At 61.6% G+C, this 26,328-nt stretch carries 21 protein-coding genes; 9 read left to right on the top strand and 12 right to left on the bottom strand.

The genetic code is table 11. From position 1 onward, the window contains the following. The first annotated feature begins 4 nt into the window (after positions 1-4). Positions 5-1,816, top strand: coding sequence for an ABC transporter ATP-binding protein (locus N5D22_RS23960; protein WP_279658402.1), 1,812 nt, complete (start codon positions 5-7; stop codon positions 1,814-1,816). A gap of 39 nt (positions 1,817-1,855) precedes the next feature. Here the strand turns inward: N5D22_RS23960 and N5D22_RS23955 are convergent, their stop codons facing one another. From N5D22_RS23955 to N5D22_RS23930, 6 genes are read right to left on the bottom strand one after another with little or no spacing between them, the layout of a single operon-like run. Then, entirely contained in the window at positions 1,856-2,665 is an 810-nt protein-coding gene (locus N5D22_RS23955) for an inositol monophosphatase (protein ID WP_279658401.1), read from the bottom strand. Beyond that, the gene (locus N5D22_RS23950; RefSeq protein WP_279658400.1) at positions 2,662-3,498 is read right to left on the bottom strand and encodes a glycerophosphodiester phosphodiesterase family protein; all 837 of its coding nucleotides are present in this window, start codon (positions 3,496-3,498) and stop codon (positions 2,662-2,664) included. Before N5D22_RS23950 ends, N5D22_RS23955 begins: the two co-directional genes overlap by 4 nt. 1 nt (position 3,499) lies before the next feature. Then, the gene (locus N5D22_RS23945) at positions 3,500-4,534 is read right to left on the bottom strand and encodes an ABC transporter ATP-binding protein (RefSeq protein ID WP_279658399.1); all 1,035 of its coding nucleotides are present in this window, start codon (positions 4,532-4,534) and stop codon (positions 3,500-3,502) included. Between the two features lie 9 nt (positions 4,535-4,543). Next, entirely contained in the window at positions 4,544-5,368 is an 825-nt protein-coding gene (locus tag N5D22_RS23940) for an ABC transporter permease subunit (protein WP_279658398.1), read from the bottom strand. A 1-nt stretch (position 5,369) separates the two neighbouring features. Further along, positions 5,370-6,254, bottom strand: coding sequence for an ABC transporter permease subunit (locus N5D22_RS23935; RefSeq protein WP_279658397.1), 885 nt, complete (start codon positions 6,252-6,254; stop codon positions 5,370-5,372). Beyond that, entirely contained in the window at positions 6,251-7,402 is a 1,152-nt protein-coding gene (locus tag N5D22_RS23930; RefSeq protein WP_279658396.1) for an extracellular solute-binding protein, read from the bottom strand. Before N5D22_RS23930 ends, N5D22_RS23935 begins: the two co-directional genes overlap by 4 nt. Before the next feature lie 299 nt (positions 7,403-7,701). Between N5D22_RS23930 and N5D22_RS23925 the strand changes: the two genes are divergently transcribed. The 4 genes from N5D22_RS23925 (at position 7,702) to N5D22_RS23910 (ending at position 13,153) form a co-directional block, all read left to right on the top strand. Next, on the top strand, positions 7,702-8,028 hold the full coding sequence (locus tag N5D22_RS23925; protein ID WP_279658395.1) for a hypothetical protein: 327 nt from the start codon (positions 7,702-7,704) through the stop codon (positions 8,026-8,028). 153 nt (positions 8,029-8,181) lie between these two features. Then, the gene (locus N5D22_RS23920; RefSeq protein WP_279658427.1) at positions 8,182-9,144 is read left to right on the top strand and encodes a tripartite tricarboxylate transporter substrate binding protein; all 963 of its coding nucleotides are present in this window, start codon (positions 8,182-8,184) and stop codon (positions 9,142-9,144) included. 441 nt (positions 9,145-9,585) lie between these two features. Continuing rightward, entirely contained in the window at positions 9,586-11,388 is a 1,803-nt protein-coding gene (locus N5D22_RS23915; RefSeq protein WP_279658394.1) for an ABC transporter ATP-binding protein, read from the top strand. A 169-nt stretch (positions 11,389-11,557) separates the two neighbouring features. Further along, complete coding sequence (locus N5D22_RS23910) at positions 11,558-13,153, top strand: ABC-F family ATP-binding cassette domain-containing protein (protein WP_279658393.1); 1,596 nt, start codon at positions 11,558-11,560, stop codon at positions 13,151-13,153. Positions 13,154-13,173: 20 nt separating this feature from the next. Here the strand turns inward: N5D22_RS23910 and N5D22_RS23905 are convergent, their stop codons facing one another. Genes N5D22_RS23905 through N5D22_RS23890 form a run of 4 tightly spaced genes read right to left on the bottom strand, consistent with a single transcriptional unit; the run spans position 13,174 to position 17,766 of the window. Beyond that, positions 13,174-14,124 carry a spore coat U domain-containing protein gene (locus N5D22_RS23905; RefSeq protein ID WP_279658392.1) on the bottom strand — a complete coding sequence of 317 codons (951 nt, stop codon included), beginning with the start codon at positions 14,122-14,124 and terminating at the stop codon, positions 13,174-13,176. Next, positions 14,121-16,562: a fimbria/pilus outer membrane usher protein gene (locus N5D22_RS23900; RefSeq protein WP_279659179.1), complete on the bottom strand. Its 2,442-nt coding sequence runs from the start codon at positions 16,560-16,562 to the stop codon at positions 14,121-14,123. The genes N5D22_RS23905 and N5D22_RS23900 overlap by 4 nt, the downstream gene beginning before the upstream one ends. Further along, entirely contained in the window at positions 16,534-17,247 is a 714-nt protein-coding gene (locus tag N5D22_RS23895) for a molecular chaperone (RefSeq protein ID WP_279658390.1), read from the bottom strand. Before N5D22_RS23895 ends, N5D22_RS23900 begins: the two co-directional genes overlap by 29 nt. Positions 17,248-17,268: 21 nt before the next feature. Then, positions 17,269-17,766: a spore coat U domain-containing protein gene (locus N5D22_RS23890; protein WP_279658389.1), complete on the bottom strand. Its 498-nt coding sequence runs from the start codon at positions 17,764-17,766 to the stop codon at positions 17,269-17,271. A gap of 365 nt (positions 17,767-18,131) precedes the next feature. On the opposite strand from N5D22_RS23890, the gene N5D22_RS23885 reads away from it, so the two are divergent. The 4 genes from N5D22_RS23885 (at position 18,132) to catB (ending at position 24,510) form a co-directional block, all read left to right on the top strand. Beyond that, a complete protein-coding gene (locus N5D22_RS23885) occupies positions 18,132-20,921 on the top strand; it encodes a bifunctional aconitate hydratase 2/2-methylisocitrate dehydratase (RefSeq protein ID WP_279658388.1) in 2,790 nt (929 codons plus the stop codon). A gap of 421 nt (positions 20,922-21,342) precedes the next feature. Next, a complete protein-coding gene (locus tag N5D22_RS23880) occupies positions 21,343-23,286 on the top strand; it encodes a methyl-accepting chemotaxis protein (protein ID WP_279658387.1) in 1,944 nt (647 codons plus the stop codon). A 207-nt stretch (positions 23,287-23,493) separates the two neighbouring features. Then, on the top strand, positions 23,494-23,676 hold the full coding sequence (locus N5D22_RS23875) for a hypothetical protein (protein WP_279658386.1): 183 nt from the start codon (positions 23,494-23,496) through the stop codon (positions 23,674-23,676). Between the two features lie 204 nt (positions 23,677-23,880). Further along, positions 23,881-24,510, top strand: a complete 630-nt coding sequence (catB, locus tag N5D22_RS23870) for a type B chloramphenicol O-acetyltransferase (protein WP_279658385.1) — start codon at positions 23,881-23,883, stop codon at positions 24,508-24,510. A 156-nt stretch (positions 24,511-24,666) separates the two neighbouring features. On the opposite strand, the gene N5D22_RS23865 is transcribed toward catB, so the two are convergent. Further along, positions 24,667-24,993 (bottom strand): tetratricopeptide repeat protein, encoded by a 327-nt coding sequence (locus N5D22_RS23865; protein ID WP_279658384.1) that lies wholly within the window; start codon positions 24,991-24,993, stop codon positions 24,667-24,669. Between the two features lie 80 nt (positions 24,994-25,073). Beyond that, positions 25,074-26,153, bottom strand: a complete 1,080-nt coding sequence (locus N5D22_RS23860) for a LacI family DNA-binding transcriptional regulator (RefSeq protein WP_279658383.1) — start codon at positions 26,151-26,153, stop codon at positions 25,074-25,076. Positions 26,154-26,328: the final 175 nt, after the last annotated feature.

Below are 26,328 nucleotides of genomic sequence, written 5' to 3'. Positions count from 1 at the left end.
CACCATGGAGACAAAACCAGTCCTCGCCGTTCGTAACCTCACCACCTCATTCCTCGTCGATGGTGCGTGGAAAAGCGTCGTGCGCAACGTCTCCTTCGATGTCGCGCCCGGCGAAACCGTCGCGATTGTCGGCGAATCCGGTTCCGGTAAATCGGTGACGTCGCTGTCTCTCATGCGCCTGCTTGCCCCGGCCTCCAGCCGGATTGAAGGGGAAGTGCTGCTCAACGGGCGCGATCTTCTTGCGCTTTCCGAAAGAGAAATGCGCGGCGTGCGTGGCAACGATATATCGATGATTTTCCAGGAGCCGATGACCTCGCTCAATCCGATCTTCACCATCGGTCGCCAGATTTCCGAAGTGCTCATCCGCCACAAGGGGCTTTCGAAGCAGGAGGCGCGGGCGGAGACGGTGCGGCTGCTGGAAAAGGTGCGCATTCCCAATGCGGCAGGTCGTTTCGATGAATATCCGCACCAGTTTTCCGGCGGCATGCGCCAGCGCGTGATGATCGCCATGGCGCTCGCCTCCCGCCCGAAACTGCTGATCGCCGACGAACCGACGACGGCGCTCGACGTCACCATTCAGGGCCAGATACTTGATCTCATCAAGTTGCTGCAGGAAGAGGAGGGCATGTCGGTTCTCTTCATCACCCATGACATGGGTGTGGTGGCCGAAATCGCCGATCGTACCATCGTGATGTATCGTGGTGACGAGGTTGAGACAGGGCCGACCGAGGAGATATTCAAACGCGGCAAACATCCCTATACGCGGGCGTTGCTTTCGGCGGTACCGAAGCTCGGCTCGATGCGCGACCGGCAATGGCCGACACGTTTTCCCGTGCTCGACATGAAAACCGGTCTTTCGACCGAGCCGGAGGAGGTGGCGGAAACGGTCGCCAGCGGTCAGACGCCGGTATTGTCGGTCAAGAACCTCGTCACGCGCTTTCCCATCCGCTCCGGCCTCCTGGCGCGCCAGACGGGCGCGGTTCATGCCGTCGAAAACGTCTCCTTCGACCTGTTTCAGGGGGAAACACTGTCGCTGGTTGGTGAATCCGGCTGCGGCAAATCCACCACCGGCCGCTCGATCATGCGCCTTGTGGAGCCGTCGTCCGGCGATGTGTCGCTCGACGGTTACGATGTGATGCGGCTCGATAATGTCGGCCTGCGCAACATGCGCAAATCTGTCCAGATGATCTTTCAGGACCCTTTTTCCTCACTCAATCCGCGCATGACGGTGGGCACGGCGATTTCCGAGCCCTTCATCAAGCACAAGCTGGGCAGCAGCAGACAGGCGAAGGAAAAGACTGCCGATCTTCTCGAAAAGGTGGGCCTCTCCGCCGATATGGCCAGCCGCTATCCACATGAATTTTCCGGCGGCCAGCGCCAGCGCATCGCCATTGCCCGGGCGCTTGCGCTCGATCCGAAGGTCATCGTCGCCGATGAAAGCGTCTCAGCGCTCGATGTCTCCATCAAGGCGCAGGTCTGCAACCTGCTGCTCGACCTGCAGCAGAGTCTCAACCTCGCCTTCCTGTTCATCAGCCATGACATGGCGGTGGTGGAGCGCGTCAGCCATCGTGTGGCGGTGATGTATCTCGGCGAGATCGTCGAGATCGGCCCGCGTGCGGCCGTCTTCGACAATCCGCAACATCCCTATACGAAAAAGCTTATGGCCGCCGTGCCGGTGCCGGATCCGGCAAGGCGCGGGATAAGGCGCGGCATATCCAATGACGAGCTGAAGAGCCCGATACGGGCCATGGGATATGAAACGCCGGTGCGGAATTACAGGACGGTGTCGCCCGGCCATCTGGTGCAGGTGGCCTGAGACGATTGCTGCGGCATGGATGCTCCGAAGGAGAAGCCGTTATGCGGGGTTCTTGGGCGGAACGCCGCGCAGGTGCTCCATGAGATAGGCATGGGTCGCGGCATTGGCAACGATCAGCGTACCGGTCTTCTCATAGAACTCAGGTCCGCGGCCCCACCAGTCGGTCACGATGCCGCCGGCCTCCTGCACCAGCAGAATGCCGGCTGCCGTGTCCACGAAGCCCGTTTCCTCGTAATAGCCGGTCAGCCGGCCGCAGGCGACGTAAGCGCAGGAATTGGCGGCGCTGCCGACCACGCGGACCGCGCCGATGGGCGCACGAATGGCGTCGAGGCGCTGATAGGCGCCGGGATAAAGCTGGAGATTGGGCGTGGGCAGGCCGGTGCCGACGCACATCAGGGCGACATCGGTGCTGTCATTAACCCGCAGGCGCTCGCCGTTGAGATAGGCGCCGTCTCCCTTGATCGCGGTGAACATTTCGTCGGAAACGGGATTGTAGACCAGCCCGCAGATCGTTTCATTGCCGCGGCGAAGCGCGATGGTGATGGTATAGTGCTGGCCGAAGATGAAGTTGGTGGTGCCGTCGATGGGGTCGACCAGCCAGCGGTGATCCTGATCCGCTCCCTCGACGGGTGCGAATTCCTCGCCCGTCAGTCCCCAGGGATATTGCCCGAGCAGGCGCTCGCGGATCAGCGTTTCGGAATCCCTGTCCGCATCGGAAACGAAATCACCCGGTCCCTTGACGCCGATCTCGATCTCCCGGAAGCGCCTGAAATGGTCGAGCGTCAATGCGCCGGCGTCGCGGGCGGTGGCGACCATATGGTCGAGAATGGTGCTGTAATTGACTGTCATCGGCTGAAAACCTCGGCGAGCCCTTCCGGATCATCGGTGGTGATCTGGTCCACCTTGAGCCGCAGCAGGCGTTTCACCTGTTCTATGGATTGCGGCGTGACGCTGTTGATCGTCCAGGCATCGACCCGGCGACCGGCGGCGTGGATGGGGGCGATGATATCGACGCCCGCATCCTCGGCGGCAAGCACGATCTCGTAGGCGAGGTAGATCATGTCCGCATCGGGCGCGGTGGCAAGGGCGTCTTCGATGAAGCCCAGATAGTTTCCGCTTGCCTTCAGTTCGGCTAGCGTGCCGCGATGGCAGGGATCATAACCCGTGCGAAGGCCGGGAGCTGAGCCGGCCAGCGTGGCGATGGCATCGAAATCGCCGCCCGACAGGATCACCGACTTCGCCATGGGCGAAACGCTCGCCCCGAAACCGGCGACCACCTGCGGGGTAAGCGCCTGCCGGTCTTCCTTGAAATCGAGCTGGAGCAGGGCGTCGGGATGAACGGCGCCCTCGGCAAGCAGGGCGCAAAGGCCTTCGAGCAGCATGACCTTGGCATCGATGGGCTGGCCGTCATTGTCGCGCAGGTGAAGCTGGCGCAGCGTGGCGGCGGATGTGTCGCGCACCCGGCCGGTGCCGGTGGTTTCCCGCTCCAGCGTCCGGTCATGCAGGACGGCGCAGCCATGGTCGGCATGGATGACGAGATCCACCTCAATGCTGGCGCCGAGCCGCATGGCCTCAATGATGCGCTCGCCGGTGAACACCGGGTCCGCTGCCCGGCGGCGGGCGCGATGCCATTTGAGCCATGTTCTGTGGCCGTTGCGGTCGATAAGGATCGGCTGGTTCATGTCAGCTCCGATAGATTGGGCGGTTGTCGCGATAGGCCGTGACGGCACGGGGCGAAATCTGCACGCCCTGTCCCGCCTGGAACATATCCGGGTGAGCGACCATGGATTTGATCCTTGTACCATCGGCAAGATCGAGGTCGACAAGGCCGTGGGTGCCGTAATCCGTCACCCGGTGCACATGCGCTTCCGGTGTTTCGGAGATCGTCAGATCGATGGCTTCCGGGCGGACGGCGAGGACGGCAGGCCCGTCGGAGACGGGAAGCGGCAGGCTGAAATCGGCGCGCATGAAGTTTCCGTCCGAAACCGCGCCCTCTATCAGGTTCATGGTGCCGATGAAGCCGGCGACGAACGGGGTCTGCGGTTCGCGATAGATGACGTTCGGCCGGTCGATCTGTTCGGTCTTGCCGTTCGCCATCACCACGATGCGGTCGGCCATGGAAAGGGCCTCATCCTGACCGTGGGTGACGAACAGCGTGGTGATGCCGAGACGCTGCTGGATATCGCGCACCTCTTCCCGCAGCCGCTCGCGCAGATGCTGGTCGAGGCTGGCGAAGGGTTCGTCGAGCAACAGGATTTTCGGTTCGAGAACCAGCGAGCGGGCGAGCGCCACGCGCTGCTGCTGGCCGCCGGAAAGCTGGCCGGTGGCGCGCTCGCCATAACCGGAAAGCCCGACGAGTTCGAGCACGGCCTCCACTTTCTGCTTGATCACGGCAGCCGGCATGCGGCGCAGCTTGAGGCCGAAAGCGAGGTTTTTGAAGACATTCATATGGCTCCAGAGCGCGTGGCTCTGAAACACCATGCCGGTCGGCCGTCGTTCCGGCGGCAGGTGGGTGACATCTTCGCCATCGATGGTGATCTGCCCGCCCGTCGGCTGCTCGAAACCGCCGACCATGCGCAGCAGCGTCGACTTGCCCGAACCGGAGGGGCCGAGAAGGCAGACGAGTTCGCCATCGGCGACATCGAGCGAGAAGCTGTCGACTGCCTTGGTGCCGCCGGTATAGGTTTTCGTGACCTGGCGGATATGAAGTACGGACATGATGATTTCCTAACCGCCGAAACCGCGGGCAAATGCGCCGCCGCCGATGACGCGGCGGGCGAACATGAGGGCAATGAAGGACGGCACCCAGAGCAGGACGGACAGGACCGCGCCATATTGAATGACCATCTGGTTGTTGATGTAGCTGATCATCAGCACCGGCATGGTGCGGATGGCCGGCGCGCCGATGAGCCATGCGCCTTCGGTCTCGTAAAAGGTGCCGACGAAGCTCAGCAGCACGGCGGCGGCGATGGTCGGTCCCGCCTGCGGCAGGGTAATCGACCAGAAGACCCGGAGCGGGCTGGCGCCGACATCGCGGGCCGCCTCTTCCATGCGCCGGTCGACGGCCTGAAATGCCGCCACGGGAATCCAGATCATGAACATCAGCGTGCCGACGAGCTGGATGAGAACGACGCCCCAGAAGGTGCCGATGAGGTTGAGCTGCAGGAAAATGGCGGCGATCGCCACCAGAAGCCCGAATTTCGGGAAGGCATGGCCGGCCAGGAAGGAGAAGAACAGCAGGTTGCGGCCGGGAAAGCTCATGCGCGCAAAGGCATAGGCGGCGGGAAGGCAGATCAGCGCCGAAAGTAGCGTCACCACCGTTGTCAGCCGCAGGCTCAGCATCAGCGCATTCCACACGTCGGCGCGTCCCAGCGTCTGGCCCCAGAAACGGAATCCGAACTGCTGGGGAATGACATTGGGAAAACGCCAGACCTCGGTGAATGCCCAGGTGCCAACGACAAGCAGTGGCCCGACGATGGCGATGGTGAGAAGGACGGCGAAGAAGATGCCGGGCCAGTCCATGCGGGTTCGCGCCCGCGTCAGCGTCGTCATGTCATTTCCCCTGGTTGCGCGCGACCGAACGCACGTAGAACAGGCCGAATGCGATGCAGAAACCGAAAGCGATGACGGCCTGGGTCATGGCGCCGATGGGATCCTGCACTTCGCGCAGCGTGCGCTGCATGAAGGGGCCGAGCATTTCGGGAGAGGCAGGGCCCAAAAGATAGGGCAGGGTGAAGGAGGAAAAAATGCCGAGCACCGAAAAGGAAAGCGCCACGAGGATGGAATTGGAAATGCGCGGCAGGATGATGTGCCAGAAGACCTGAAGCGCATTGGCCCCAACATCGCGCGCCGCCTCCACGGACTGGTTGGCGACACTGCCGAGCCCCGCGAGAAGGATGAGCACGGTCAGCGGAATATTGTCCCAGACAAGACCGATGACCGGCCCCCAGGGCGTGAGATAGGGCGTGCGGATTTTCGGCAGGTCGACCGCATTGAGCAATATGTCCACCATGCCGTTCGGCCCGAGAACGCGGATGAAGGCGAAAGCGAGGATGATGGAGGGCACGAACATCGGAAAGATGGCGAGCGCCTGCACATAGGCCGGAAGACGACCTTGCGAAAAGCGAAGGTAAAGCGCGATCGGCAGGCAGATTACCAGCAGGAGGGCGGCGCAGACCATTGTCGTCCACAACGTCACGGCAAGATTGTCGAGGCTGTAGCGGTCCGAGAAGAAGAAGCCGTAGCTCGAAAGATCGAAACTCGTCTCGCCGCTCGCTCCGGTGCGCCAGACAGTGCGGCCGATGGCGTTGATGGCAGGCCAGATGACCAGCCAGATCATCAGGAACACGGGAATGGCGACGAGCAGGAGGCCGATGGGCCTCCTGCCTGCCGTATTGTCGATGAGCGGGCGAACCGCTCCTTCCGCAACCTCGGTCACGACTTGCGGTCGACGTTGGGAGCGACGTTGCGGTACCAGCCATCATTGATGGCGGTTTCCCATTTGCCGCCCGGGAAGGTCGGAATGGTCTGGGGAATGATGTCGGCGAAGCGCTTGCGCAGCTCGGCCGGCACATAGTCCCAGGAAACGCCGGGGAAACCGCCGAGTTCGGTGAGGATGGCGCCCTGGATTTCTTCGGAGAGCACAAAATTCGCAAGCTTCAGGGCGGCGTCGCGATTGGCGCCGTTGGCCAGCACGACAGCGCGCGAGAAATTGCCGCAAAGCGCCAGATCCTGAAGCTGAACGAGGCCGGTTTCTTTCGGCAGAACACCCTGGTCGATGGCCTGAAGCACCTGATCGGACCAGACCGGGGTCATGGTGACCACACCCTGGGAGAGGAGCTGCAGGGACTGGGTGTTGCCGGAGGAGTAGGCGCCCTTGTCATAAAGCGACGGCGCGATGTCCTTGAGCAGTTCCCATGCCTTGCCGAGAGCCTTGTCGCCGGCTTCCTGGGTGTAGTTGTCGACCGTGAAGGCCTTGGGGTCGAGGCCGTTCGCCTGATGGATGGCGCGGCGGACGAAGTTGCCGCCCGAACCGCCCTTGTCGGGACGGTTATAAACGAACTGGCCGGGATTGGCCTTGATCCAGCTGACGAGCTGATCCCAGTTCTTCGGCGCATCCGCCGGCTTCAGCTTGCTGGTGTCATAGGCGAGCAGAACCTGGCTGCCGCGATAGGGCAGGCTGTATTCGCTCTGGATGGCCAGCGGGTTGACGCGCGAATAATTGGAAAGGCCGGCTTTCGCCATGTTCACATAGATGCCGGCATCGATGGCGCCGGCGGGCAGCAGCGGATCGGCGGTTTCGAAATAATCGGCCTGCGGATCGGTGCCCGTCTTTTTGGCGGCAATGGCGCGCTCGCCGATGGCGATAATGCCCGCGCCGTCGCCGGCATCGACGAGATTGAGCTTAAGTCCGGGATTGGCGGCCTCAAAGGCGGGCTTGATCGTATTGGACCAGAAATCGAGGATATTGGTATCCGAGCTGGTGTACCAGTCGATCGTGCCCGGCGCGGCGAAGCTCATGCGGGGTGCAAGGGCAAGACCGGCGGCGGCGCCTGCGGCGGACATCATAAAGGTGCGGCGTTTCATCTATGTCTCCGATGTTTTCGGGCGCGAGTGGAACTGCTGAGCGCTGACCCTTCGAAAGGGGGCGGGAAAGACGCTGACCGGTCGTTGCACAGCCGTGCATTTTCTGGACGGGTCGGCGGCGGTTCTAATGTCTTTCCATAACGCTTTCGTGACAGGCGGCGGCTGCCGAAGCGGGTTCCGGACGGACGGAACGTTCCGCCCCCGGGGCGGCCCGCTGCCACGAAAAGATCACGATTCATTCAGCCGCAGTTCACCGGCCCGGGCGCTAAATCGCCTCATCCCACAAGGAGGGAAATAAGATGCGCAAGATGATTCTAACCGCCGGACTGATTTTCGGCGCCCTGTTCGGCACCGGTGCGAATGCCATGCCTGTCGGCCAGCCGTCCGCACCTTCGGTATCCCACATCCAGAAGGTGGATTATGCCTGCGGACGTGGTTTCCATCTCACACCACGCGGCTATTGCCGTCCGAACGGACCGCGTTACGAGCGCGGCTGGGACCGGCGCGACCGCTGGGAAAACCGCCGGGAATGGCGTGAACGCCAGGCCAGAAGGGAATGGCGCGAATGGCGCGACCGCCGGGATTATCGCGACTGGCGGGACCGTCGCGATTATTATCGGTACTGACCGGGCAAGGCCCTCCCAGCCGGGAGGGCCTTTTTCACAGGAACCGGCGGAGCCCGGCGGGTTGCCCTGAGGTGCATTTGAGCTACTATGCGCCGATGGCGAGGAGGCCATGTTTAAGGAGGGTTCATGATTTACCGGTCTTCAAAACGGCGCATGGTGCTGAAACTTGCCGCCGCGGCGGTTTCGTTGGGCATGCTGGGAACGGCTGCGGGTGCGCAGGGCTTCCCCGACCGAACGATCACGCTGGTCGTTCCTTTCGCGGCGGGCGGCTCCACCGATGTGGTGGCCCGGGTTATCGCGCAGAAGATGGGTGATGAACTCGGCCAGCAGATCGTCGTCGAAAACGTCGCCGGCGCCGGCGGCAATCTCGGCGCCGACCGCGTGGCCCGCGCCGATCCGGATGGCTATACGATCCTGATGGGCACGGTTGCCACCCACGCCCTCAACCCGCTCATTCTCAAGACCAAGCCTTACGATCCGGAAAAGGATTTCACGCCGGTTTCGCTGCTCGTGGTGGTTCCGAATGTGCTGGTGATCAATCCGAAGCTTAACGTCAACAGCGTTGCGGAGCTGATTGCGCTGCTGAAGGCCGAGCCGGACAAATATGCCTATGCCTCTTCCGGCAACGGCACGCCGCTGCATCTTTCCGGCGAGCTTTTCAAGAGCATGGCGGGGGTGAGCATGCAGCATGTTCCCTATAAGGGCGCCGGCCCGGCGCTCAACGATCTGCTCGGCAACCAGATTTCCATCATGTTCGACAATCTGCCGTCCTCATCAGGACATATAAAATCCGGCACATTGCGGGCGCTCGGCGTGACCACCAAGGAACGGGCGTCGTCCTTCCCGGATATGCCGACGATTGCCGAAACCGTACCGGGTTACGAGACCTATACCTGGAACGCGCTCTTTGCGCCCGCAGGCACGCCGGCCGATGTGGTCGACAAGCTGAACGCCGCCGCCAAGAAAGCGCTTGCCGATCCGGGCGTCGCCGCGCGGATGGCGGATTTCAGCGCGAAGATCGTCGCTTCCTCGCCGGATGAGCTCAAGAACCATGTCGCGGCGGAAATCGCCAAGTGGGAACCGGTGGTCAAGAACGCCAATGTGCAGATGGACTGACCGGGAAGGGTAAATCCGCTTCTGAATTCCCGCCGCGCGGCCTGCCGGCTGCGCGGCGGAGACGACTGGCGACGAAAAATCTTGGCCGCGATGAATTTCGCCGCACCCGCCGGTGTGTCGTTTGCGCATCACTTGCCATAAGGTTGCAAAAAACCGCTTGGCAAGATCGAGCGGCTCAGCTACAAAAAATTTCACCGCATCAGATCGAACAAAGGGAGGCGTTGCATGACACCAGCATTCATCAAAACCCTCCCGCAGGGAATGACCCGACACTAGGTCATATCCATTCGCGGCCCGCCTGAAGCGCGCCCGACATGCGGTTCTGTTTTCCCCCATAGCCCGATTGATCTGACGGGATCATTTTGTCTCCCGCCCGGGCTGTGCCATCCAACTTCCGTTTTGAGGACCGGTTGCCGAATTCGTGGCGCCGGGCTGGTAGCAATGACTCGCAAGAAGCTCGATTTCCGCGCCGATGCCTATCGCCATGTGCTCGGCTTTGTTTTCAACCATTGGCGCCATCGGCCGACGCTGGTGGGTTTCATCATCGTGCTGGTGATTGCCAGCACCCTGGCCGAAGTGATGGTGCCGGTCTTTTCCGGCCAGATCGTCGATGCCATTGCCGGCGGCAATGGGGCGGGCAATGGCGCCGAAGGGGCGCTGCGCGCCTTCGTCATCGTGGTGGCGCTGGGACTTACCAGCGTCGTGCTGCGCTGGTTCATCTTCAACGGCATCATCAGGCTCACGCTGAAGACGATGGCGGATGTCACCAATAACGGCTTCCACAAGGTCCAACGTTTCTCCACCGACTGGCATGCCAACAGCTTCGCCGGTTCGACGGTGCGCAAGATCACACGCGGCATGTGGGCGCTGGATTCGCTCAACGACCTGCTGCTCATCGCGCTTTTGCCATCCCTCGTGATGCTGGTCGGCGCGACCATCGTGCTCGGCAGCTACTGGCCGGTCATGGGCCTTATCGTCGGCCTGGGCTCGCTGATCTATGTCGGTGTCACCGTCGGCCTTTCCATGGGCTATGTGTCGCCTGCGGCGCGGCTTGCCAATGCCTGGGATACACGCCTCGGCGGCGCGCTGGCGGATGCAATCAGCTGCAACTCGGTGGTCAAGGCCTTCGGCGCTGAAACGCGCGAAGAAGCGCGGCTGGGTCAGGTGCTGGTGAAGTGGGATAACCGCACGCGCAGGACATGGCGGCGCGGCACGCTGAACGGCACGATCCAGAGCTTCATGATGGTGTCGATGCAGGCCGGCATTCTCGGCACCGGCCTCATCATGTGGCGGCAGGGGCTGGCGACGCCGGGCGACATCACCTTCGTGCTTGCCATGTTCTTCGTGCTGCAGGGTTATCTGCGCGATGTGGGGCAGGATATCCGCAACCTGCAACGCGCCGTCAACGACATGGAAGAGCTGGTGCTGCTCGACAAGATGCCGCTCGGTATCGAGGACAGGCCGGACGCCGGACCGATCAAGATCAGCAAGGGCGGGATCGTCTTCGATCACGTCACCTTCCAGTACGGTGCGCACGCCACGCCGCTTTATGAGGACTTTTCGGTCACCATCAAGCCGGGTGAGCGCGTGGGTCTGGTCGGCCATTCCGGCTCGGGCAAGACGACCTTCGTCAAGCTCATCCAGCGACTCTACGACGTCAAGTCGGGCGCGATCCGCATCGATGGGCAGGATATTGCCGGGGTGACGCAATCGAGCCTGCGCGGCCAGATCGCCATCGTGCAGCAGGAGCCCATCCTGTTCCACCGCACGCTGGCGGAAAACATCGCCTATGGCCGGCCGGACGCCTCACGACGCCAGATCGAACAGGCGGCGAGACAGGCGAGCGCCCATGATTTCATCATGTCCCTTCCCAAGGGTTATGAGACCATGGTGGGCGAACGCGGCGTCAAACTGTCGGGCGGGGAACGCCAGCGCGTCGCCATTGCCCGCGCCTTTCTGGCGGATGCACCGGTGCTCATTCTGGACGAGGCCACATCGAGCCTCGACAGCGAAAGCGAAGTGCAGATCCAGCAGGCCATGGAACGCCTGATGGTGGGCCGCACCACGCTCGTCATCGCACACCGGCTCTCGACCGTCAGGGCGCTGGACCGGCTGCTGGTCTTCGACAAGGGCAATATCGTCGAGGAAGGTGACCATCAGGCCCTGATCCGTCTTCATGACGGCATCTATCGCCGGCTGTTCGAACGGCAGGCGCTGGAACTGACCAAGGGTCTGGTAGCCTGAAAAAAACGATGCGCCGGGGGATATCCTCCGGCGTTTTCAGATCGACGTCATGAACGCGCCGCTTTTTTCCCTTAAGGCGCTCTCTCCGCAACACCAACAGGACGGTGAACCATGGATTTCCACCCGATCGCAAAGCCCAAACGCCTTGTCATCAGGGGAACCCATATCCATGCCGCATTCCATCACCCTTTCAGACCTGTCGTGGTCCACGCCTGACGGTCATCCGCTTTTTTCCAACATCAACCTCCGCTTCGGCGCGGAACGCACCGGCCTTGTCGGGCGAAACGGCGTCGGCAAGACGACGCTCCTGAAGCTGATAGCCGGCGAATTGTCGCCGTCAGCGGGAACGGTCGCCGTATCCGGCAGCGTCAATCTCCTGCGTCAGAGCGTGCAGGTCGCGTCCGACGAGACGGTGGCCGATCTCTTCGAGGCGCGCTATGCGCTGGATGTGCTCGCACGGGCGCAGGCCGGCGCGGCGACGCTCGAAGAACTCGGCGACATCGACTGGATGCTGGAGGAAAAAATTGCCGATGCGCTGGCGCAAGTCGGCCTGGATGCATTGCCTTCCACGCCGCTTTCGGCGCTCTCCGGCGGACAGCGCACGCGGGCGGCGCTTGCCGCCCAGATCCATGCCGCCCCTGATTTTCTCATCCTCGATGAGCCGACCAACAATCTCGACCGCGACGGGCGTCTGTTCGTCGCCGGTTTTCTGACGGCCTGGCGTGGCGGAGCGATCGTCGTCAGCCATGATCGGGAACTTCTCGAGACGCTCGATGCCATCGTTGAAATGACCACGCTGGGTGCAACCCGCTATGGCGGCAACTGGAGCCATTACCGGGCGCAGAAGGCGCTGGAACTGGCCGCTGCCGAACAGGACCTTGCCAGTGCGGAAAAACGCCTGTCCGAGGCCAAGCGAAGGTCGCAGGAGGCACTGGAACGCAAGGCCCGCCGCGACGCCAATGGTGCTGCAAAGGCGGCGAGGGGGGACATGCCGCGTATCGCTGCCGGAGCGATGAAAAGGCGCGCCGAAAAGACGAGCGGCGACAACGCCAATCTGGCCAGCCGCCTGAAAAATGAGGCGAGCGAGGATTTGAAGGCGGCGCGGCAGCGGATCGAAATCCTTGAGGGCGTCACCGTCACATTGCCGCCCAGCGGCTTGCACATGACAAAAACAGTGCTGAGCCTGCATAAGCTGACGGCGGGATATGCGAGCGAACAACCCGTGCTCACCGATCTGTCCTTCGAGATCACCGGCCCGCAGCGTGTCGCCGTCACCGGCCCGAACGGATCGGGAAAAACGACGCTGCTTGCGGTGGTCACGGGGGATCTGCCGCCGTTTTCCGGAACGGTCCGCCTCGGCGTGAAGTCGGTTTTTCTCGACCAGCAGGTCAGCCTGCTGGATGCGAAGCTGTCGATCCGCGATAATTTCCTGCAGCTCAATCCGCAGGCCGGCGAGAACGCCTGCCGGGCGGCGCTTGCCCGCTTCATGTTCCGCGCCGATGCCGCCCTGCAGATTGTCGGAACGCTTTCGGGAGGGCAGATGCTGCGCGCCGGTCTCGCCTGCGTCCTGGGCGGACCGCACCCGCCGCAATTGCTGATCCTCGATGAGCCGACAAATCATCTGGATATCGATTCCATCGCGGCCGTGGAGGCAGGTCTGCGGGCCTATGACGGTGCATTGCTGGTCGTCAGCCATGACGAGGCGTTTCTCGCCGGCATCGGCATCGACAGGCGGCTGGAACTCGGCGTATCGCCACGCCGCTGATGTTTCGATGCTGTGACGCTTCAGTAGTTCACGGTCACGACCACGGTGTCGGAGTAATTTCCCGGCGCCGGCGTATTCTGCGCCGGTACGCGTCCATAAACGGTCAGTGTCTGCAGGCTGCCCGTTCCGGTGCCGGTGGCAATCTGGCCGGCGGCGCTTCCCCAAACATTGGTGCGGTTCACGTCGCGATAGAGGCCGTAGACTATCGATGCGCCGCCCTGCACCATCTGGCGCGCGGCGGGCGGGCTGTTGCTCAGCCCGCCATTCAGCGCAACGCTGTAGTTCAGGCTGGTGGTGCAGGTGAGGTTGATCGCGCCTGTCGCATCGACCGCCGTGTTGAGCACGCCGTGGCTGCCGAAATCGATGTTCTGGGCGGAGACGATACAGGTCGGCGCCACCGCGGCCGTCACGTTGAACGGGACCTGGGTGGGGTTCTGGGTCACCGAAGAGCAGCTCGGTGCGAGCAACGTATAGCTCGTATAGGTGAAGTTGGTCTCCGCGCCGGCAAAGCTGGAGAGATAAAGGCCGCGCGCCGCCGAGGCCTGGCCGGCGTTGATGCGGCCATAGACGGTGCGGCTGGTGGTGTTTATCAAAAGCGGCAGCGCCATGTCGATCGGCGGAGGCGATCCGAGCGCGGGCTGGGTGACCGATCCCCAGGAGGTGGTCCGCGCGGGATTTTGATAGAGCTGGTAGTTGAGAATGTTGCTGCCCTGAAGCATGCGGCGGATGCCGCCCGACTGTCCGCCGCTTCCGGCATTGATATTGGGGCAGATGCGGATGGAAAGCGCCAGCGACAGGGGGTTGGAACAGGTGACGGACAGGGTTGCCGTGGTATCCACGGCGCTGCCGCCCGCGAGATTGACGAAGCCGAAATTCATGTCCGACATGTTGAAGGTGCAGCTTTGCGCCAGCGCCGGAGAGGCGCAGAGAAAGGCGGCGATGGCGAGGGCGGCGCGGGTCCGGACCTTCATTGAACGCTCCTGCATATGGTTTCGAGAGTTGCGCGTCGTGTATTGCCGGCGGAAGGCACGGTGATCTCGGCCTCGCACGCGCCTTTCGTCGGTTGCGTGACGTGGAGCCGGTGCGTTTTGCCGATATTGTCGAGATAGGCCTGCCCGTCATAACCGACGATGAAATCGCGCTTGCCGTCGATTGTGCCTGTCGATCCGGTTTCGATGAATTCGCCGGCCTCGTTCTTCAGCGTTACCAGCGCCACCTGTCCCTCGGTCTCCACCTTGAAATTGACGACGGCTCCCGCGCGTTCCGTCGGCGTAACAGTCTGTTTCGTGCGGTCGATGCGGGCGTCGACGGGCAGATTGCCCGGATCGAGGCTGATGTTGTTGACGTCGTAGGAGCGCAGGTTCGGAAGCAATATCTTGCCGCGGCGGTTGGTCTGGCCGATGGGGCGGTTTTCCAGCAGGATATCGACGCCCGGCGCGCCCGCATCCACCACCGCGAAAGCGTCGTCGATCCGGTTGCCGACAAAGACATCGCCGCCGGCGAGCGCTATCGATCCTTCGATCTGGGCATAGGCCTGCGTCGTGCGGTTGAATTGATCGACGCCGGCCGAAACGCGGGCGGCGCTGCCGCGATAACTGCCGGAAACGGAGGCGATATCGTTGCCGCCGACCGCGCCGCGCAGACGCCAGCCGTAACTTCCCTCGGCCTGTTCTTCGGATTTTCCGACCTCGGCCGTCAGCGAATATCCATCGGCATCCGACGACATGCCGGCCGAACCGGAGACGCCGCCGCCGAACGACCAGGAGAGGCCGGCAAAGATGCCGTAGGAATCGCTGTCCTCAAGGTCCTTGTAGGCGGTGACGAAGATATTGCCGTTTTCTCCGAAAGGCCGCGTGGCGGAAAGACCGAGCAGCCGGGACCGCCGCTCATCGAAGGTTTCGAGCTCGGTGTAGGAAAAATTGAGGCTGGTCTGATCAAAGCCGAGTTGGGTGGAAACGGAAATCTGGTCCAGGGCGCGCGGCGGCCGCGCGCTGAGCAGGCCGGATATCGTCCTTATCTCCGACGTATCGGCGGAAACGGACGCCATGTCGTGATAGTCGCCGAATGTCCGCTGCGACCGCGCGTGAAATTTTACGCCGAGCAATTCGGCCTCGACACTGGCCGAAAGCTGATAACCGCTTTCCCCGCCAAAACGGCTCGTTGCGCCTGAAACCGCCGCCAATCCATGGGCTCCGAGGGTGAAGACGCCGCCGAAGCCGACATTGTAGAATTCCTCGCCGCCTTCCGCATGGCCTTCCAGCGTCAGCCCGTCCGAAAATCCGTAACGCAACGTTGCCGAGCCCAGCGGTCTGTCATCATAATCGAAGGACGAGGTTCCGTAGTTGCGCCGCGCGAAGCCAAGCTCTGCGGAAAAATCGAGGAGACCCTGCGCCAGCAGGTCCGGGGAGGTATAAAACGGCGTTTCGGATACGGTTTCGCGGCCCAGCGCATCCCGCACCACCAGTCTCGCATTGCCGGCGCCGCTGATGACGGGGAGATTGGTAATCGAGAACGGTCCTTCCGGAACATCCTGCGACAGGCGGCGGATATTGTTGACATAGACGTCGACCGTGGAGGGCACGGCCGCCGAGCCGGCGAATTCCGGCATCGGCATGGTGACGATATCCGGGCGCAGATCGAAGTTGCGGCGGATCTGCAGGCCGCCGAGCCGGGTCGGGCGCGTCCAGCTCAGCCCGCCGGTGATCAGGTCGCCGGCGCGGTAGGTCGTCAGCGTTTCCTCATTCGAATAGCTCCAGGTGGTATCGAGACGCTGTGTATCGAATTCCGACAGGCGCGACGTGCTGAGAACCTGCGATGAGGAAAGCACGCCGAGCGGACCGAAGGCGCGGCTTTCGAGGAGGGCGGAGACGCCGTTGAAATCGGCGATATCCGACCAATTATTGCCGCCGGAGGAGCCATAGACCGTGTAATTCACCAGACCTCCAAAATCGCTCGTGGCCTTTTCCCCTGTCGCTTCGTCCTCTTCCTGCGGCGGCCTGCCGGAGGCGTCGATCACCTTGCTCGCCCGCGCCGCCATCGGCAGGGTGAAATGCACGGACTGGGTGCCTTCATCGTAACGCGCCACCACGTCAGGCAGTCGGGACACATCGATCCAGCCATCTGCGCCGACGGCGCTTTCAACCGGGGATATCCCGATATTCTTCAGCTGCTCCGGCTCGATGAGAAGCGATCCGGCGTCGTTTTGACGAAAAGTGGCGATCAGGTCCGTCGGAGCATCGTTGATGTAGACTTCGAGCTGCAATGGCCCGGCCTCTCCCGGGACAATGGAAGTCGGTTGCGCCGCAGGGGGGATATCCTGCGCCACGGAAATACTGCCCGATGAAATGACCGTCAGAGCGGCAATCGTCAAAACGGCAAGGTCAGCCGCCCGAGACGCGCGCCGTCGCATTGACGGGGCCGCCTTCGCTGTCTGCCGAAATCTTCAGCGTGCCGCCGGCCCTGCCGCCGGTTGCCGGAACAAGGAAGCTTGCGGCGGATTTGCCGAGCACATAGCCCACCAGCCCCTGCTGCCGGGCAATCGGCTGGCCGCCGCCGGAAAGCATCAGGTTGGCGATCCTTATCCGCCTGTCGCCCGCATTGGATACCGAGACCCTGTACCCTTTGCCCTGCGGCGTAACCTTCCAGACCGGCTGCGCATCGCCCGTGGAGGCGGGCGAGAAGAAAACCGGTATGGAGTGGCGCACCACCAGATTGACGGTGCCGGATTGCGGTTTTCCCGCCGGCGGCAATTCGTCGACGATGACGCGGTAGCTCTCCTCAGCCCTGAGCGGCGCCTTGGACAGCCGGACGATGCGGATAAGATTTTCCGCGCCACCCTTGAGCTGCGTCATCGGCGGGCTGGCGACGACGTCCTGCGCCGCCGTATAGACATCCTGCCCGTTCTGCTGGGTCCAGCGGAAAATCCGGACCTGAACATTGATCGGGGTTTTCGCATCGTTCCAGATGCGCAGGCTGGAGGCCGCCGTGGGCGCTTTAATATCCAGAAGCACGGGTGCTACCCGCAATGATGCAGCCTGTGAAGGTGAAACACTCAAACCGGCAAAAAACGCAGCCGCTAAGGTAAAAACACGCATGCGCGATCCTCCCTGTGGCGATCAGTAGTTGAGCGTGGCCGTCACCGTATCGGTATAGACGCCGACCGCGGGTGTCGTCTGGGCGGGTACGCGCCCATAGACAGTGAAGGTCTGCGGTGCGCCGGTGCCCGTGCCCGTTTGCCGGTCCGTTCCCACGGTGTTGCCCCACACCGTGCTGTGCGCCGCAGTCGTATAAAGTGAATAGGAAATGGTCGCGCCCGCCGGCGATGTCATCAGACGGTTGGCGACCGTCGCCCCCGAGCCGGCGCCGGCGCTGAGGCCGAGGCTGAAGGGCGTGCTTGTCGTGCATTGCACGACAATGTCGCTGGTCGCGTCGATATTGCCGCCGATGACGCCATTGGTGCCGAAATTGAGATTACCGGCGGAGTTGATCTGGCACGCCGCCTGAATGGTGATCTGGACGTTGAAATTCGTCGTGGCGACCTGCGCGATCCCCGATGCCGGTGTGAGAACCAGTGCCGCAAACGATAATAGATAGCCTGATGCTGCAAACTTCATGCTGCCTCCCCAAGCTGTTGCGCTGCTGACTTTCCGATGCGCAACATGGAATTACGCCAATAACGGGTAATTAGAATGACCTAATATTCGCGCTGATTTGGTTAACGAATCCTTAATGGCGATCCCTGAAAAACCACTGGCTGAAATGCAGCGGTTGCCACAATCAAAAGTGTATGGTCCGCGGCGGATTTTGTGGCACCCGATCGGGGTTAAATCCCGTCTACGAGTTTTTTACTGAAAGGCGACATCTTGTCAGCCGGCCCCGGTTGGCGTAGTCGAAATCGATAGAAACCACGGGCCGATTAACAGTACCGTTCGGTGGCGCTCTGCACCGGCTCCATAGACATCACGACGTTGGGATTGCGATGAACCTTTACCTGGATTACCTGGCTGAAATCAAAAGCAGAGAACAACAGGGGCTTGCTCCCAAACCGATCGACGACGGCGCGCTGACGGCCGAAATCATCGAACTCATCAAGGACGCCGGCAGCGAACACCGCACTGACGCCCTGAAATTCTTCATCTACAACACCCTGCCGGGCACCACCAGCGCGGCCGGCGTCAAGGCGGCCTTCCTGAAGCAGATCATCCTCGGCGAAGTCGTCGTGCCGGAGATCACCCCTTCCTTCGCGCTGGAACTGCTGTCGCACATGAAGGGCGGCCCGTCGATCAAGGTGCTGCTCGATGTTGCGCTCGGTAACGATGCCGCGATTGCAGCCGAGGCCGGCGAAGTGTTGAAGACCCAGGTCTTCCTTTATGACGCCGACATGTTCCGCCTGCGCGACGCCTACAAGGCCGGCAACGCCATCGCCAGGGACGTGCTGGAAAGCTACGCCAAGGCTGAATTCTTCACCAAGCTTCCCGACGTCGAAGACGAGATCAAGATCGTCACCTTCATCGCCGCCGAAGGCGATATTTCCACCGACCTCCTGTCTCCCGGCAACCAGGCGCATTCGCGTTCGGACCGCCAGCTGCACGGCCAGTGTATGATCTCGCCGGAAGCGCAGGCGGAAATCGTCGCGCTGCAGAAGCAGCATCCGGACAAGCGGGTGATGATGATCGCCGAAAAGGGCACGATGGGCGTCGGCTCGTCGCGCATGTCGGGCGTCAACAACGTGGCGCTGTGGACCGGCAAGCAGGCAAGCCCCTATGTGCCCTTCGTCAATTACGCACCCATCGTCGCCGGCACCAACGGCATCTCGCCGATTTTCGCCACCACCGTCGATGTGACGGGCGGCATCGGCATCAACCTGAAGAACTGGGTGAAGAAGCTCGGCGAAGACGGCAAGCCGATCCTCAACAATGACGGCAACCCGATCCTCGAGCAGAAATATTCAGTTGAAACAGGCACCGTCCTCAAGATCGACGCCAGGAACCGCAAGCTCCGCGACGAGGCCGGCACGGAACTGGTGGATATCGCCTCTTCCTTTACGCCCCAGAAAATGGAGTTCATGAAGGCCGGCAGCTCTTACGCTATCGTCTTCGGCAAGAAGCTCCAGACATTTGCGGCTGAAACGCTCGGTGTCGAGACCACTCCGGTCTTCGCACCCAACAAGGAAATCGCGATCGAAGGCCAGGGCCTCACCGCCGTCGAGAAGATTTTCAACCGCAACGCCGTCGGCGTCACCCCCGGCAAGGTGCTGCATGCCGGCTCGGACGTTCGCGTCAAGGTCAACATCGTCGGCTCGCAGGATACGACCGGCCTGATGACCGCGCAGGAACTGGAAGCGATGGCGGCAACCGTCATTTCGCCGCTGGTGGATGGCGCCTACCAGTCGGGCTGCCACACGGCCTCCGTCTGGGACAAGAAGGCGCAGGCGAATATTCCGAAGCTCATGTCCTTCATGAACAATTTCGGCGTCATCACCGCGCGCGATCCGAAGGGCGCCTATCACTCCATGACGGACGTGATCCACAAGGTGCTGAACGACATCACCGTGGATGACTGGGCGATCATCATCGGCGGCGACAGCCACACCCGCATGTCCAAGGGCGTCGCCTTCGGCGCTGACTCCGGCACCGTCGCACTGGCGCTGGCAACGGGCGAGGCGACCATGCCGATCCCGCAATCGGTCAAGGTCACCTTCAAGGGCACGATGCAGCCCTATATGGACTTCCGCGACGTGGTGCACGCCACGCAGGCGCAGATGCTGAAGCAGCACGGCGACAACGTCTTCCAGGGCCGCATCATCGAAGTGCATATCGGCACGCTGCTTGCCGATCAGGCCTTCACCTTCACCGACTGGACGGCCGAAATGAAGGCCAAGGCGTCGATCTGCATCTCGCAGGACGAAACGCTGATCGAGTCGCTGGAAATCGCCAAGTCGCGCATCCAGATCATGATCGACAAGGGCATGGATAACCCCGCCCAGACGCTCAAGGGCCTGATTGCCAAGGCGGATCAGCGCATCGCCGAAATCCGCTCCGGCGAAAAGCCGGCGCTGAAGCCCGATGACAATGCGAAATATTTCGCCGAAGTCGTCGTGGATCTCGACGTGATCGACGAGCCGATGATCGCCGACCCTGACGTCAACAACAACGACGTGTCCCGACGCTACACCCACGATACGATCCGCCCGGTCTCCTATTACGGCGGCACCAAGAAGGTCGATCTCGGTTTCGTCGGTTCGTGCATGGTGCACAAGGGCGATATGAAGATCGTCGCCCAGATGCTGAAGAACATCGAGAAGGCCGAAGGCAAGGTCGAGTTCAAGGCGCCGCTCGTCGTCGCCGCGCCGACCTACAACATCATCGATGAACTGAAGGCGGAAGGCGACTGGGAAATCCTGCAGAAATATTCCGGCTTCGAGTTCGACGATCTGAAGCCGAAAACCACCAACCGGACGGAATACGAGAATATTCTCTATCTCGAACGCCCGGGCTGCAACCTGTGCATGGGCAACCAGGAAAAGGCCGAAAAGGGCGACACCGTTCTGGCGACCTCCACCCGTCTGTTCCAGGGCCGCGTGGTGGAAGACACGGCTGAAAAGAAGGGCGAATCGCTTCTGGCCTCCACGCCGGTCGTGGTGCTCTCGGCCATCCTCGGCCGCACGCCGAGCATCGAGGAGTATCGCTCCGCCGTCGAAGGAATCGATCTGACGAAGTTCGCCCCGCCGAAGGTAACGCCGATCGATTCCCAGTCGGTTCACTATTGAGCATCGAACTTCGCAGGCTCCGGCCTGCGAATGCCCGCAGGCATGGGCCGCGCGTAGCGGCATCGGATCAACAAACGCAGCGGAATTGATTTCCGCTGCGTTTTCATTTGTATGGCGATGATCTCTTATAATTCGATTTAACAGGAAAACGGGCTTGAGGGGGGCAAATTGTCAGCCCTTGCATGGTCCGGGTAACACTTCATTTAGTGGTTTTGTGAAATCTAAAATACGCAGGTTCCAAGGTTTCATCGGCGGAGCCGGTAGAACAAGCGGACCCGTGACGACCTGCCCGGCGGCGGCTCGAAGACGGCACCCGCTTGTCGCCCCATGAGGAGGGGCAACAGCTACCCGCAATGTTTCATCATATGGTTCTCCGACCTCCCGTGCGGGCGGCTGGAGAGCGCTTGCCTTGAGGCCATTCATGTCTTTCCTGAAGAATACCAAGATAAAAACGAAGGTCGTTTTTGTCATCTCGTTGATGAGCCTGATGTCGCTTTCCGGAATAAGCTATGTCAGCCTGCAATATAAAAGCACCGACACCGTCTATAGCCATTTCATCGGCCATGAGGCGCTTGCTGCGGTGCTGAATGCCAGGACCAGCGGCAATCTCAATGCGCTCGGCATGCAGATGCTGCGCGCCAGCCTCAATGATCCGGAAAGCAGCGATTTCGAAGCCGCCGTTACAACCTTCAGGGCCGACCGCAAGCAGCTCGAAGAGCGGCAGAACAAGATCGTGGAGCTGGTGCCGGCGCGCACGGAAGCCGCCCGTGACATTCTCAAGGGTGTTGTCGAGGTCGAGGAGATCGGCAATCAGGTCATCGCCCTCATGCAGGCGGGGCAGCGTGCCGAAGCCCAGCAGATGGCGCTCAACGTGCTGCGGAAGATCACCGAGGTTTCCCCAAAGATCAGCGCGGGCAACGAGCAGCTCATCCAGGTGATGAATGACGGCAGGGAACGCCTGACGGCCAGCACCGATACGACGATCTGGACGGGTCTCGTCACCCTCGCGCTGGTGTCTCTCGCCGTGATCGCGCTTGGCCTGCTCATCTCGTCGCGCGGCATCACCACCCCCATCGCAAGGCTTCGCGCCCGCATGGAATCGCTTGCCGCCGGCGATACGGCAAGCGAGATCGACGGAATGAACCGCAAGGACGAGGTAGGCCAGATGGCCGCAACCGTTCAGGCGTTCCGTGAAAATGCAATCGCACGCGTGCGGCTCGAGAATGAAACGGAAGCCAGTCGTTCGATGTCCGAGAAGGACCGGATCGAGCGCGAAAGACAGAAGGCGCAGGAGGCCGCCGACGTGCAGTTCGCGGTCAACAATCTCGCCACGGCGCTTTCCAGGATCGCCGAAGGGGATGTGACCCACCGTATTGCCCAGCCTTTTGTCCCGAGCCTCGATGGTATTCGCGGCGATTTCAACAGGGCGGCCCAGCAGCTGCAATCGACGCTGACCCAGGTGGCGCAGAATGCACGCGGCATCGATTCCGGCGCCAACGAGATCAGGTCTGCCGCAGACGATCTGGCCAAGCGCACGGAGCAGCAGGCGGCGGCGGTTGAAGAAACGGCGGCGGCTCTGGAAGAGATCACCACCACGGTGAAGGATTCGACGAGGCGGGCGCAGGAGGCGGGTAATCTCGTCAGCCGCGCGAAAATCGGCGCGGAAAAGTCGGGGGAAGTGGTTCAGAAAGCCGTCTCCGCGATGGAGCAGATTGCCAGCTCCGCCAATGAGATTTCCAACATTATCGGTGTCATCGACGAGATCGCTTTCCAGACGAACCTGCTGGCGCTGAATGCCGGCGTGGAAGCCGCCCGTGCGGGAGAGGCCGGCAAGGGCTTTGCCGTGGTGGCGCAGGAAGTGCGCGAGCTGGCACAGCGTTCGGCCAATGCCGCCAAGGAGATCAAGAACCTGATCACGACATCGAACGGGCAGGTCCAGCAGGGCGTGCAGCTGGTTGGCGAAACCGGCCGGGCGCTGGAACTGATCGTCACGGAAGTGCAGGAGATCAACCGGCACGTCGCTGCGATCGCCGAATCGGCGCAGGAGCAATCCTCCGGCCTGCAGCAGATCAATACGGCCGTAAACCAGATGGATCAGGACACCCAGAAAAACGCCGCCATGGTGGAAGAAAGCACGGCGGCAAGCCACGGCCTTGCAAACGAGGCGTCTTCGCTGAACCGGCTGATCGCCCAGTTCAAACTGTCCGAAGGCAGCCATGCCGAGGCGTCTGCGCCCGTGCGCACGGCGTCGGTTGCCGACAGGCCGGCGGCGTCTCCCGCCCGTGCGCTTGGCGGCAGGATAAGGGCTGCGTTTTCCGGTAATGCCGCGCTGAACACCTCCGCCGACAATTGGGAGGAGTTCTGACACTCCGTTTATCTGCGCCGACCGAGCCTGAGGCATACGGGAGGTCGGATTGAACATTTGGCGCCGGAAAGCGGAGGCTGCTCTGCTTTTCGGTGTCATGTTTTTGGGCCATGCGATTGCGGCAACGACATTGGCTCCGCATTGCCATCGCTCATCAAGCCGACTAGCCTCGTCGCCATTTGCGGGATTGTTTGGAGGCGGAGAACCATGATCGCGGCCTATATCGATGAATTCATCTTTTTCTGCGCCGGGCTCTGGATGACGCTGGTGGGGTTCGGATATCTGGCCCTGTCCAAAAATCCCGCCTACCAGCCGCGGGTGGTCCGTCACTTCAGGTGGATGGGGCCGATGCTGGTCGCAATTGCCGCCATCCTCGCCATGGCGTCGTAAGGCGCAAACATGACGGCATGGGCGGGCTTGGCGGCAGGCGCGTTTTGCGCTAACCAGAATCCATGATCAAAGCTTCGAGTATCACCTGCATCTAGCTCCCGCCGCAGCGCGAGGAGCATTGGGCGCAAAACCGGTCGGTTTGGCGCCTTGCTTATGCTTGCCTGAAGGCAGGCGAATGCGAACAGATGCAGTGAGACAACTCCAATGGAAAACTATTTCGAAAGCCCTTTCAGGGGCATTACGCTCGACAGGCAGGTCAGGAACCCCAACCTTGTGGTCGGCAAATACAGCTATTATTCCGGCTATTATCATGGCCACAGCTTTGAGGATTGCGCCCGCTATCTGTTGCCGGATGAAGGCGCGGACAGGCTGGTGATCGGAAGCTTCTGCTCGATCGGTTCGGGCGCCGCCTTCATCATGGCGGGCAATCAGGGCCATCGCAACGAGTGGATCAGCACGTTTCCGTTCTTCTTCATGCCGGAGGTGCCGGAATTCGAGAATGCCGCGAATGGTTATCTGCCGGCGGGCGATACCGTCATCGGCAACGATGTCTGGATCGGCTCGGAGGCCATCATCATGCCGGGCATCACGGTCGGCGATGGGGCGGTGATCGGAACGCGGGCGCTGGTGACGAAGAATGTCGAACCCTATGCCATCGTCGGCGGCAATCCCGCGAAAACGATCCGCAAGCGGTTCGATGACGGCAGCATCGCCCTGCTGCTTGAGATGAAATGGTGGGATTGGCCGGCGGAACGGCTGAAGGCGGCAATGCCGCTCATGACCAGCGGCAACATCGCGGAGCTTTATCGGTTCTGGCGATCCGACAAATCCTAGCGGTCAGATGGCCGGCCCGTCTCGGCGAGGCGGGCCGGTGCTTGAGGCCCGATCAGGGCAGATGGTGCGGTTTTGCAGCCCCTGGACGGGTGTCTTCGGCCCCACCTGTCTCGCCTTGGGCAGCAGCGACAGATATTGCGACACCGGCTGCCTGTCTCATCCGCTGCCCTTCAGGCCGCGTGACCGCAAACGCCGCAGCCGGACTTCCATCTGCCTCTTTGCCTGAATGTCGCCCCGCCTGACGGCCGCCGAGATACCTTCCACCCACGCCGCAATGGCGCCGTTGTCATCTCCCAGCTTTGCGCGACATTCGCCGAGTTCGGCCCAGACCGCCGAATAGTCGGGATCCTGCCGGATGGCCTCGTGGAGATGATGCGCGGCATCTTCGAACTGCCCTGTGGCGGCCAGGGTCTTTGCGATTGAAAAGCGCAGGAGCGGACTGTCCCGTCCGTCTTCCAGCATCTTCATGAGTTGTTGAATCATCACTATCCCGTTGCAATGGTGAAGCACCATGCATCGGTACGACCTCAAGCCTAGTTGAGGTCAAGCGGCGTTTTGCATGTTCATCGCGCCAGCCGGCGCAATGCAAGGGGATCCCATATGTCGTCGAGCGGGCCTTCCAGCGCGGTTCGCGGCGGAATGAGCTTTGGTTCGATAATGGTGACTTCAGGCTCGGTCCGGTTCTCTTCCAGGAGTTCGAAACCCTTGTTGAGCATCTGCGCTATATCGGGCTTGATCATGTAGACCGGGAAAGGAAGGAACGAGGCGAACGGGTCGTAGTCAAAACAGCCGACAACGATGTCGCCAAACGCCTCGCCGTCATGACGCCCCATGAAACGAAGCAGCCCTTCGAAATTGATCGACGAATTGACGAAGAAACAGCGGGGCAGGCGGCCCTTGCGCTCAAAGAAACGTTCGAAAGCCAGTTCCGTCATGCGCGGTGAATAACCGGTGATCTCGATATCGTCTGCGCTTTCAACCCCGAAATAGGAAGCCTTGGCGGCGTGGAAGCCGTCGATACGTGCGCGGCTGGCGTGGTCGTCATGCCCCCCGAACAGGACGACGTCGTCAGGACCGAGAGGCCCGCCTTTTACCGCATGGGCAAGGATGGCGGACGTCAGTATTTCCGCGCCCTGCCTGTTGTCGGAAATAACCGAGGGCACAAATTTGCCGGGAAGGTCGATATTGACATGCGGCAGTGCGGCGCGGGCGCAGACCTGGTGCACGCCGTCGGGATCGGTCGCGCCGGCAATGAACAGGGCATCGATCGAATAGGCGATCAGGGTCTCCACGGTGCGGCGTTCCTCCTCGGGATCGCGCCGCCCGGAAACGACCATGGGCGACAGGCCGCGTTTGCGGGCCTGCCCTTCGAATGTCTGCGCCATCGATGAAAAGAACCGGTTGTCATAAATGGGCACCAGAAGCCCGACGAGACCGGATTTCGAACTCCTCAGGCCGCGGGCCTGCAGGTTGGCGGTGTAGCGATGCGCCTTGGCGAGCGAGAGAATCCTATCGGCAGTCTCCTCCGAAATCCGTCGCTTGCGCCACGATCCGTTCAACACGGCGCTCACCGTCGAGGCCGATGCACCCGATAATATCGACAAGTCATAAATGGTGGCTTTCTTGGAACTTATGCCCGTCACAGTGATCTCCCCAACTGATTCCAATTATTAGAGCACGCGTCCCCTTGACGGAAGGGCGCTTCATGATATGGTTATTGCACCATCGATTGTGCAGCTTGGCAATATCGATTGTGCAAGATGGTTGCTGTGGGAGTGGCAAGGGAGAGTCTCGAATAAGCGAGATGAGAAATTTTGA

This window comes from Agrobacterium sp. GD03872 (genome assembly GCF_029840625.1).
In the GTDB taxonomy this organism is placed as follows: Bacteria; Pseudomonadota; Alphaproteobacteria; order Rhizobiales; family Rhizobiaceae; genus Agrobacterium; species Agrobacterium fabrum_A.
Note: the sequence above shows the minus strand (reverse complement) of the source record. Positions and strands in the feature narration are given on the sequence as shown.

What these genes read in the sequence shown, in the direction of transcription:
- N5D22_RS23960 (WP_279658402.1), top strand. Translation starts at nt 5, where the DNA reads ATGGAGACAAAACCAGTCCTCGCCGTTCGTAACCTCACCACCTCATTC.
- N5D22_RS23955 (WP_279658401.1), bottom strand. Translation starts at nt 2,665, where the DNA reads ATGACAGTCAATTACAGCACCATTCTCGACCATATGGTCGCCACCGCC.
- N5D22_RS23950 (WP_279658400.1), bottom strand. Translation starts at nt 3,498, where the DNA reads ATGAACCAGCCGATCCTTATCGACCGCAACGGCCACAGAACATGGCTC.
- N5D22_RS23945 (WP_279658399.1), bottom strand. Translation starts at nt 4,534, where the DNA reads ATGTCCGTACTTCATATCCGCCAGGTCACGAAAACCTATACCGGCGGC.
- N5D22_RS23940 (WP_279658398.1), bottom strand. Translation starts at nt 5,368, where the DNA reads ATGACGACGCTGACGCGGGCGCGAACCCGCATGGACTGGCCCGGCATC.
- N5D22_RS23930 (WP_279658396.1), bottom strand. Translation starts at nt 7,402, where the DNA reads ATGAAACGCCGCACCTTTATGATGTCCGCCGCAGGCGCCGCCGCCGGT.
- N5D22_RS23925 (WP_279658395.1), top strand. Translation starts at nt 7,702, where the DNA reads ATGCGCAAGATGATTCTAACCGCCGGACTGATTTTCGGCGCCCTGTTC.
- N5D22_RS23920 (WP_279658427.1), top strand. Translation starts at nt 8,182, where the DNA reads ATGGTGCTGAAACTTGCCGCCGCGGCGGTTTCGTTGGGCATGCTGGGA.
- N5D22_RS23915 (WP_279658394.1), top strand. Translation starts at nt 9,586, where the DNA reads ATGACTCGCAAGAAGCTCGATTTCCGCGCCGATGCCTATCGCCATGTG.
- N5D22_RS23910 (WP_279658393.1), top strand. Translation starts at nt 11,558, where the DNA reads ATGCCGCATTCCATCACCCTTTCAGACCTGTCGTGGTCCACGCCTGAC.
- N5D22_RS23905 (WP_279658392.1), bottom strand. Translation starts at nt 14,124, where the DNA reads ATGAAGGTCCGGACCCGCGCCGCCCTCGCCATCGCCGCCTTTCTCTGC.
- N5D22_RS23900 (WP_279659179.1), bottom strand. Translation starts at nt 16,562, where the DNA reads ATGCGACGGCGCGCGTCTCGGGCGGCTGACCTTGCCGTTTTGACGATT.
- N5D22_RS23895 (WP_279658390.1), bottom strand. Translation starts at nt 17,247, where the DNA reads ATGCGTGTTTTTACCTTAGCGGCTGCGTTTTTTGCCGGTTTGAGTGTT.
- N5D22_RS23890 (WP_279658389.1), bottom strand. Translation starts at nt 17,766, where the DNA reads ATGAAGTTTGCAGCATCAGGCTATCTATTATCGTTTGCGGCACTGGTT.
- N5D22_RS23885 (WP_279658388.1), top strand. Translation starts at nt 18,132, where the DNA reads ATGAACCTTTACCTGGATTACCTGGCTGAAATCAAAAGCAGAGAACAA.
- N5D22_RS23880 (WP_279658387.1), top strand. Translation starts at nt 21,343, where the DNA reads ATGTCTTTCCTGAAGAATACCAAGATAAAAACGAAGGTCGTTTTTGTC.
- N5D22_RS23875 (WP_279658386.1), top strand. Translation starts at nt 23,494, where the DNA reads ATGATCGCGGCCTATATCGATGAATTCATCTTTTTCTGCGCCGGGCTC.
- catB (WP_279658385.1), top strand. Translation starts at nt 23,881, where the DNA reads ATGGAAAACTATTTCGAAAGCCCTTTCAGGGGCATTACGCTCGACAGG.
- N5D22_RS23865 (WP_279658384.1), bottom strand. Translation starts at nt 24,993, where the DNA reads ATGATTCAACAACTCATGAAGATGCTGGAAGACGGACGGGACAGTCCG.